Source organism: Methylobacterium sp. WL120 (assembly GCF_008039465.1).
GTDB classification, from domain to species: Bacteria; Pseudomonadota; Alphaproteobacteria; order Rhizobiales; family Beijerinckiaceae; genus Methylobacterium; species Methylobacterium cerastii.
The window spans coordinates 1-8,158 of record NZ_VRUT01000186.1; the positions used below are offsets into that span (position 1 = coordinate 1).

Consider the following 8,158-nt stretch of genomic DNA (forward strand, 5'->3'; position numbering starts at 1 on the left):
CGGTGAGCAGCGGCTGCTGCCACGAGGCGGTGACGAACGACTGCGCGGCCAGGTTGTAGACCTCGTCCGGCTGCACGGCCTGAACGATCCGGGCGAGGCTCGACAGGTCGAGCAGGTTGCCGTCGTGCAGTTCGACGTCGTTCTCGATCCCGAGCCACTTCAGCCGGTGGTCGAACACCCCGGCATGGCTGGAGCGCCGCACCACCCCGTGCACCGCGTAGCCCTTCGACAGCAGCAGCTGCGCCAGATACGCCCCATCCTGCCCGGTGATGCCGGTGATCAGCGCGCGCTTGCTGGTCATGTGGTCGCCCTTTGTCTCTCGTGCGATTTGAAGAAGCTATCGCCGCGGCTAGGTCGATCGAGCCTGCGCGTCAAGCAAAGCCTGCATTCCCCGCAGGGCCGTTCAAGGGAAGCCGTATTAGGCAGCGTGCCTGTTTTTGGCCAAGCCTGTCGGGTTTTGATGACCGATCGGGGCGTTTCAAAGAACCTAAAGCCCGGCTTTGCGTAGGGCTGCCAAGGCCTGCGGGCTTAACCCCAAGGAAATGGTGGTGTGATTTTTGCGCAGGATTACGTACCGGCGCTAATACAGGTGGCTCTCGACGAGCTAGTGAGCGCGACAGAATGCCAGAAGAGCCTCTGGGTCGGCCTATGAAAGAGAGAGGTTGGTGATCGCATGGGCGATTTCCCAGCTAATTTGTTCCGCCTTCTTGCGTGTCCGCTCGATCCGTAGATCTGGGCAGCGTCTGGGCATCCAACATGATCCGCGCATTTGCGGTTGATGCTCACTTACCTGCCGGATCTCAATGCAACCGTGCCTCTTCGCGATGATCCGTGCTTTGCGGATCAAATCGGGGCGGACTTGCGCTTAAGAGATGATGAAGTAGCCCCACCAACCGCCTTCAGCGCCGTGACCGTTGAGAGGTCGCCACCGGAAAGAATGAAACGCGTTGATCGCCCCTTGCTTTGACGGAGATGTCCTGCGAGGGCGTTGAAAGCCTTTTCGAGCAAGATGCTGTGATGATGTGTAACCTGAGGTCATAGTAGAGCAGGAGCTTGATAGAAAAACATCAAAACTCTAGGCCCAAGTCATGCCCCGAATTTGACATTGCTTTATATAAATATAAATCTGTCCATCTCTGATTAATATCCGTAGCAATCGAAAAATTTACTAGTCCGGGTAAAGATAAAAATTAAATCACGGCGTATAAATCCTACATGGCCCGCTATTTAGTTAACAAAATGATGTCGTGTAATGAAATTGCTATAGAGCGTGCGGACGGTACTTGAGATCAGTGAGATCGACACTCAAAATGCTGTAGGTAACAGGATCATAAAATTTCATCAAATTGATGACCAAGTCTTTGGCATCAACTTGTAAAGCCTCCGCCCAGATCCGGTAGCTGTCCGGGGGGGATACGCCCGCGGCCGGTCTCGATCTGCGAGATAAAGGTGTAGAAGTCCAGGCCGATCAAGGCCGCAAGCTGGCGCTGAGACAGGCCGGCAGCCTCACGCAGTTCACGGACGTAGCGTCCCCCCCCTCACGGCGGAGTTCCTGCACCTCTTCGGAGGCTAACTTGGTTTGTTGTGCATACATTACGTACTCGTCCGGGAAGGTTGGGCTGCCAGAGCACCGCAATCCGTTCGGCCGCGCCTTTGAATAGCAAAGGCAATACGCCCTCCGCTCAGTTCTGTCCGGGCGATTGGTTTGCTTATCCAAACAGGTTTGCACCGCGTTGCTGGCCTTGTGCCCGTCACCACGGTATGGAGCCACTGCGCTCTGGCCTGACGGCTACGGACGGGCAAAATCGCACCGGTTCATTGCCTCTTCCATCCCCGTTGCGAACAGTTGCGAGGCATTGGCCTTTGTCAGGAGAGGCGGCATGTTTCCATTCCGCAAGAGATCTGCCCGCCGCCGTGCCCAGCTGGCCAAAATCGGCGGCTTCAACGAGGCATTTTATCTCTGGAAGTATCCTGACGTCGCGGCCCAGGGTATCGATCCGATGCGTCATTATTTAGAGCATGGTTGGCGCGAAGGCCGCGACCCCTGCGAGTCCTTCAGCACCCAAGGGTATCTCGCGCTTAATCCAAACGTGGATGCCGCCGGCATGAACCCCCTCGTCCATTTTTGGGAAACGGGCCTCGCCGAGGGCCGCTCTGGCTGGCAGATTGACCGCGGCTGATCTCGGGCGGCTCGTCTGGCCGGCCGCGTGCCTTCTTCGCAACAGGCGTCCTTAATTCGAACATATCACTTAGGCAGGGAAACGTCCGCTTCCGAAATCTGTATCGAACTGTCGACTACCCAATTATGTTTCTAGGCCCCGGCGCGGAGACAGCTCTCCCACAAGCAGACTTATCTCAGTGGCATCACACTTGTCTATCTGGATTACAAATTTATGTGATCGAATCGGCAGCTACTGCTTCAAGTTTGAATATCCTCATTCTTGCGGCTGCATCGCTGGAATGATCGTGATAGATAGAAGCGCCTGCGGGTACGCAGATCCGCCGCAGGCCGCTAAAGAACAAGGTCATTGGGTATGAACATGAGGGGTGCGAGCGGTGCGTCTTCGGTCCTGAAAGAGGGGATCAAGACGACGCGCCCTGTCTTCGTGACAGCGATCGTGTTCAGCTTCTTCATCAACCTCCTGATGTTCGTCAGTCCCCTCTACATGCTCCAGGTGTATGATCGGGTGCTGTCGAGCCGCAACGTCACGACGCTCGTAGGTATCACTCTGATCGCGGCCTTTGCGCTCGTGGTCTACGCGCTTCTCGAGATGCTGCGCTCGCGCATTCTTGTGCGGGCTGGAATGCTATTTGACGAGAAGATTGCCAGCCCGATCTTCTCGGCGGTCCATCGAGGGAGTTTACGAAATCCTGAAGGTGGCCACGGCATCGCATTGCGCGACGTCGACACGGTGCGTGAGTTTCTCACGGGCAGTGGGCTTCTCGCCTTCTGCGACGCACCCTGGACGCCGGTCTTCCTGCTCGCCTGCTTTGTCCTGCACCCCTGGTTCGGCTGGATGGCGATCGTCGGCGGGCTCATCATCTTTGGTCTGACCCTTCTTAATGAGGTCGCGACCAAGCGCGAACTCGCTGCCGCAAGCCAAGCCAGCAACGCCGCCGGCCAGTACGCGCAGGCGACGCTGCGCAACACCGAGGTGCTGCAGGCGATGGGCATGCTGGGGGCGCTGCGTGGCCTCTGGAGCCAGCGCCACGATGAAGTGCTGGCTTTCCAAGCGCTGGCGAGCGACCGAGCCGGCTTAATTGTTGCGGGGACGAAGTTCGTCCGCATGTTCCTGCAGACGCTAATTCTGGGCGTCGGCGCTTATCTCGCGATCAATCGCGAGATCTCGCCCGGTTCGATGATCGCGGCCTCAATTATCATTGGGCGGGCTCTGGCTCCGGTCGAGCTGCTCATTGCGAACTGGAAAGGGTTCAATGCGGTTCGGGCGAGCTACGGGCGCCTGCAGAAGCTCATTGAGCTCGTTGGACCCGAGCCTGAGCGCATGAACCTACCCCGGCCTAATGGCCAGATCGAGGCCGAGAACCTTTTCGTTGGCGCCCCTGGTAAGACGCAGGTGATCCTTCAGGGTGTCAGCTTCAAGCTCGCGCCTGGTACGGTGGTAGGTGTTGTTGGCCCATCAGCTGCTGGCAAGTCGAGCCTGGCGCGCGCCGTCACAGGCGTTTGGCCGATCGCGCGCGGGGCTTTGCGCATCGATGGCTCGGAGATTACGCATTGGGATCCGCAGGCGCTCGGCCGCCATATCGGCTACCTGCCCCAGGATGTCGAGTTGTTCGCCGGCACGGTCGCGCAGAACATCGCTCGTTTCGACACGATCGACGAGGAAGCAGTGATTGCGGTCGCCAAGAAGGCAGGCTGCCACGAACTGATCCAGAGTCTGGCCGACGGCTACAACACCCAGATCGGTGGCGGCGGCCACGCGCTCTCGGGCGGTCAGCGCCAGCGCATCGCGCTCGCCCGCGCCATGTACGGTAACCCGAGCTTCATCGTCCTTGACGAGCCGAATGCCAGTCTCGACGCGGCGGGCGAGGAAGCCTTGATGCGGGCCGTTCAAGAGTTGAAGCAGATGGGCACCACGATCCTGATCGTGACGCATAAGGTCAACATCCTGTCCGCGGTCGACACGGTGCTGGTGATGAATGCCGGTACCGTTCAGGCCTACGGGCCGCGCGATCAGATCCTCGGCCAGGTGGCGGGCCCACGCTCCGTTCCGTCTCCCGGTGCCGCACCCGTGAACGGACGTCTTGGTATGCAAGACCAGCGCGCGGCCGGGTAGGCTGCGGGCCGACGACAAGGCATCAGGCGACAGGAATTTCGAGACAGCGATGAGCATCAAACTTCCAGCGCTGCGCGCGCGTCTCACGAGCACCACAGCTAAGGTCCAGCAGGGTCTAACTCGCACCGGCCCTGTCGTGGCCGAAGGCGATCCCACGGGGGCTCATCTGCGCCCGGCCAAACCGCCCCGCCTGACGACCTGGAAGCACCACGCGGTCGCCGGATACGCGCTGATTTTCTCGACCTTCGGCGTGATGGGCGCCTGGGCGGCAGTTGCCCGGCTCGACCGAGCGGTGGTTAGCCCCGGCACGATCGCGGTGGAGAATAGCCGCAAGGTCGTGCAGCATTTCGAGGGGGGCATGGTGCGCGAAGTCCTGGTTAAGGAAGGCCAGACCGTGCACGAGGGCGATCTAGTGCTCCGGCTCGACCCCATTCAGGCGAATGCCAGCGTCGACCTCTTCCGCTCCCAGCTTGACGCGACCCTAGTCCAGGAGGCGCGACTCCTGGCCGAGCGGGATAGTCAGGATAGTCTTGAGCTTCCGCCAGAGATCCTGGCGCGTCGTACCGAACCCGGCGTGGCGCGTGTGATTGCCGACCAGGCGGCCCAGCTCAAAGAGCGACGCGGCTCACTCGTCGGACAGATTGAACTCCTCGAGTCGCGGGTGCGCCAGCTGAAGAACGAAATTTCAGGGCTTGGTGTCGAAAAGGCAGCCACTGAGCAGCAGGTTGGCTTCATCAACCAGGAGCTCGTTGGCCTACGCCAGCTGCGCGAGAAAAACCTGATCCCAATGAACCGGCTCCTCTCGATGGAGCGGGAGCGTACGCGCCTTGAAGGCATCATCGGCCGCTCGGTCGCCGACACGGCCAAAGCCGAGAACGGCATCAACGAGACGGGCTTGCAGATCACGCAACTGCGCCAAAAGCTGCAGGAAGAGATCGCCGGCCAACTCTTGGAAGCACGTCAGAGAAGTGCGGAGCTGCGCGAGAAATTTGCGGTTGCTCAAGACGTCCTACGACGTCTCGAGGTGCGTGCGCCCCGCTCAGGGGTTGTGCAAAGTCTCAAGGTTTATACAATCGGCCAGGTTGTGCGCTCAGGTGAGCCTCTGATGGAGATTGTGCCCGACGACGACAAGCTCGTCGTACATGTGCAATTCGCGCCCAACGACCTCGAGACGGTGCATGCCGGGATGCCGGCCGAAATCAAGTTCCCGAGCTTCCACTCGCGACGCATCCCGACGATCCTGGGTAATCTCGAAACCGTCTCGCGCGACCGTCTCATCGATGAGACCACGCGCCAGCCCTATTTTCTTGGCATCGTTCAGATCAGCAAGCTGCAGATTCCCGAGATGATGCAAGGCCGGCTGGTGGCTGGGATGCCGGCCGAGGTCATCGTCACCACGGGTGAGCGCACTGCGCTAAGCTATGTCGTCTCGCCGTTCTTCGAGGCGCTCGGGCACTCGTTTAATGAGCATTGAACGGAACGGGTTTATGATCAGACTCGGCAGCAGAGCTGGGCAAGGCTTGCATCGCGCGGGTTGGGGGCAGAGTTCAGACTAGATAAGCGCCAGTCTCTCGTTGTTACGTCCGGCTCCGATCGCTCAAGGCGACCGGTCTCAACAGGAGATTGCCGAGTTCTACTGCGTGGAGGCTGCTCTAACGCAGGCAGAACCTGCGTATAACTAGTGATCGAGGCCTGAGTGATGAAGGCGATCCCTGGTTAATCTCTTGTCGCTTCGATGGCGACGTGATCATGCACTTCGCGCGGATCGACGACCTTTACGTCGTCGCTTCCGAGGCGTTGGATCGCCCGCTGTGGGGACTTGATTTCCGTGCTTTGCTCAACGCGGTTGCGGCCGAGCACCCGACCCTCGTACCGGTCGCGCGCCAGACCACCCGAGGCAAGACCGGTAATCTCGTGCTGCAGAGGATCGCACCAATCAGCAGGGCCTGAGCGTGCCGCCACGACCGGTGGACGAACAGCGGAGCGACCGACAGGACGATCCCGGCGAAGCGGGCGGGCAGGTGCGGCATGAGGCGTCTCTGGCGAGGGACACCATAAGCCTATCCATCACGCTCGCTTCGTCACCTGGCACGTTCCACGATCGGTCGAAATGGCCAAAATTGAGCTAAAGGGAGGCAACCAACACCAGCCTCAGATGCCACCGTCTATCGACCACGTCTCGATGCCGACGGATTTCCTCCCGTCACCGCCCATTGGCCAGAGGTGACCTTGTTGTCGGCGATGAGGAAGCTCGCGACACCACCGCTCGTTGCACCAACCGCCCCGGCCGCTCGAAAGACCACGGACAGAACCGATTCGGTCCGAATGCCGGATCCGATCTGCCAAGCGGCACTGTAGGTACTACCGGTCTTCTTGACATGGCTTCACCGCCGTAAATCTGCGGCTAGACACAAGGATTGTTACGACGCGTGATGGTAGTCGACATTATTTCAGGAATAATTTTGAAAAATAGCAAGGCGATACACGTATCAAAACATGTGATGGCAGCAGTATTATAATATTTATTTAGAACGTCCATTCAGAGATTTGCATTTTAACCTCGGCTAGTGTCAAAAAATGTCTTTGATTTCCGGAAGATGGAAATGGATGTGCCCGCTGGAGAGAATTTGATCCGTGCTGAATTAGTTGATGCGATGAAATATTCGATCACTTCGCCGTAATGCAGGCCGTTAACGGTCGCGAGGCTTGGCATAATTCTGATGACATCTTAACACCTGGATAATCCATACCCATGACATTCCCTCTTGGCACTATGACGTGTCTTGACATGGCATTATCTCGCTTCTAGCAAAGAGTATAATCTACGTCACACGCGTGTTTTCCGAAGCGAGAAGCAATGTACACGAACGCGCAGAAGCTGTCGGCGTCTGAGACGCAGGAGCTCCGTCGCGAGGCTGGCAAGCTTCTGAAGCACTTGCGCGAGAAGGCTGGGCACTCGCAGAGGACCTTCTCGGCCGAGATCGGGTCTCCGCTCTACACCTTCGTATCACAGGTCGAGACCGGACGAGGGCGCGTTCCGCCGGATCAGATCCGTGTCTGGGCGAATGCCTATGGGCTTGAAGCGCGTGAGTTCCTGCTCATGATCATGCGCTTCTATGACCCAGAAACGTTCAGCGTCCTGTTCGAGAGCGAGCCAGAGATCTTCACGGGGACCGCCTTTCCAGATCTCTCGGCGACACCAGAGGTGGGAGAACCCGCTTCTACCGAGAGTTCGCCCTGACTGGGTCGCAAGCCTAGCTGATCGAATTTTAACACGGTCGTAACCAGCACTGGGGTCGCGATGTCCCGCACCGCCACGCCTGGTAAGGGCCAATCTGGCCTAACCTCTTGGAAACGGATGGCGCTCTTGCCCGACGCGCTCACACGCCAGCAGATCACGCTCTATTACCTATGGCTTCTCGAGAGGGCGCCCGAGCCCAGCGCGATCCAGTCCTATCTCACCGCGCGAGTCTCGCGAACGGCCTTGCTGGAGACCATTGTCGGCTCCGAGGAGTTCGCGCAGCGCCTAGAGCGTGGCAGAAATCGCGATCCCTGGGCCGTGCTCGGTCGCGCGATGAGGGCATGATCTCGCGACTACGAGATTGCGCCCTGGATCGCGGCAAACGCCCGAAAAACTCCGCCGTCGCGCGGGCCGGAGATGGTCAGCCCCCATTGAAGTGGTCCGCCCTTTGGTATGGCTTTTGAGCCTGGAGGACGGACGAGATGGCAAAACACCCGAAGCCCGAGGAGATCGTCGCGAAGCTCCGTCAGGCGGACGTGCTGATCTCACAGGGCCAGAGCGTGGCCGATGCAATCCGCGCGCTCGGTGTGAGTTCGGTGACGTACTACCGGTGGCGGCGTGA

General features: G+C 59.2%; 7 protein-coding genes and 2 pseudogenes. 7 read left to right on the forward strand and 2 right to left on the reverse strand.

Annotation, left to right across the window (positions count from 1 at the left end; translation table 11 throughout):
* Positions 1-301 (reverse strand): GDP-mannose 4,6-dehydratase (locus FV229_RS23375; RefSeq protein WP_147754251.1); only part of this gene is annotated, 301 nt, incomplete at its 3' end.
* Positions 302-1,261: 960 nt separating this feature from the next.
* Positions 1,262-1,594, reverse strand: a pseudogene (locus FV229_RS28600) (helix-turn-helix transcriptional regulator).
* 286 nt (positions 1,595-1,880) lie between these two features.
* Between FV229_RS28600 and FV229_RS23385 the strand changes: the two are divergent.
* The 7 genes and pseudogenes from FV229_RS23385 to FV229_RS23415 all read left to right on the forward strand — a co-directional run.
* Complete coding sequence (locus tag FV229_RS23385) at positions 1,881-2,180, forward strand: hypothetical protein (protein ID WP_246688310.1); 300 nt, start codon at positions 1,881-1,883, stop codon at positions 2,178-2,180.
* Positions 2,181-2,540: 360 nt separating this feature from the next.
* Positions 2,541-4,295 (forward strand): type I secretion system permease/ATPase, encoded by a 1,755-nt coding sequence (locus tag FV229_RS23390; protein WP_147754257.1) that lies wholly within the window; start codon positions 2,541-2,543, stop codon positions 4,293-4,295.
* 49 nt (positions 4,296-4,344) lie between these two features.
* A complete protein-coding gene (locus FV229_RS23395; protein WP_147754252.1) occupies positions 4,345-5,769 on the forward strand; it encodes an HlyD family type I secretion periplasmic adaptor subunit in 1,425 nt (474 codons plus the stop codon).
* Positions 5,770-6,038: 269 nt separating this feature from the next.
* Positions 6,039-6,245 (forward strand): hypothetical protein, encoded by a 207-nt coding sequence (locus tag FV229_RS27635; RefSeq protein ID WP_187275262.1) that lies wholly within the window; start codon positions 6,039-6,041, stop codon positions 6,243-6,245.
* A gap of 907 nt (positions 6,246-7,152) precedes the next feature.
* Positions 7,153-7,536 (forward strand): helix-turn-helix transcriptional regulator, encoded by a 384-nt coding sequence (locus FV229_RS23405; RefSeq protein ID WP_147754254.1) that lies wholly within the window; start codon positions 7,153-7,155, stop codon positions 7,534-7,536.
* Between the two features lie 117 nt (positions 7,537-7,653).
* Positions 7,654-7,881 (forward strand): hypothetical protein, encoded by a 228-nt coding sequence (locus tag FV229_RS23410; RefSeq protein WP_147754255.1) that lies wholly within the window; start codon positions 7,654-7,656, stop codon positions 7,879-7,881.
* A gap of 137 nt (positions 7,882-8,018) precedes the next feature.
* A pseudogene (locus FV229_RS23415) lies at positions 8,019-8,158 on the forward strand (IS3 family transposase); the annotation flags it as partial.